The following is a 444-nucleotide window of genomic DNA, read 5'->3' as shown; positions in this document are numbered from 1 at the left end:
GTGGTCGCAACCGCCGCGGCCGAGTTAGCCGCCCGCACTGATAAACCGATGCTCTCGAGATCGGCTGCGGCCGTGGACAACAAATCCGGTGTGACGACCACGTACGACATTGATGCTGCCCTCCAACCCGGCCCGTGCGCCGCTAAAGATGCGAAAATTGGCGTGAATCAGGAGTGCAGTTCGAAGACGACTGTCAGGTAGTGCACCGCTGGTCAGGGCCAGACTCAGTCGGCTTTCTTGCAAGATTCTTGGAGTCGCTGAGAGTGACCCGCGCATAGCGGGATCTCCACACACGTCGGTATCGATGGCTCGTGCCGATGCTCGTGGTTCGACACGCAAGAGCCGTCCAGAGAGAAGCGCAACGGAGCGGAACCTGTCAACCTAGGTGAGGCGCCGTTGTGCGGTATTTACTGAGTTTCCTCCTGTGGTTGGTTGGGTCGGTTG

At 59.5% G+C, this 444-nt stretch carries 1 protein-coding gene; it reads right to left on the bottom strand.

Features of this window, described 5'->3' with window-relative positions; all coding sequences use genetic code 11:
• On the bottom strand, nucleotides 1–110 hold a 110-nt coding region (locus BST27_RS30865), incomplete at its 3' end, for a PE domain-containing protein (RefSeq protein ID WP_139805528.1).
• Nucleotides 111–444: the final 334 nt, after the last annotated feature.

It is taken from the genome of Mycobacterium intermedium (genome assembly GCF_002086275.1).
GTDB lineage: Bacteria > Actinomycetota > Actinomycetes > Mycobacteriales > Mycobacteriaceae > Mycobacterium > Mycobacterium intermedium.
Note: the sequence above shows the minus strand (reverse complement) of the source record. Positions and strands in the feature narration are given on the sequence as shown.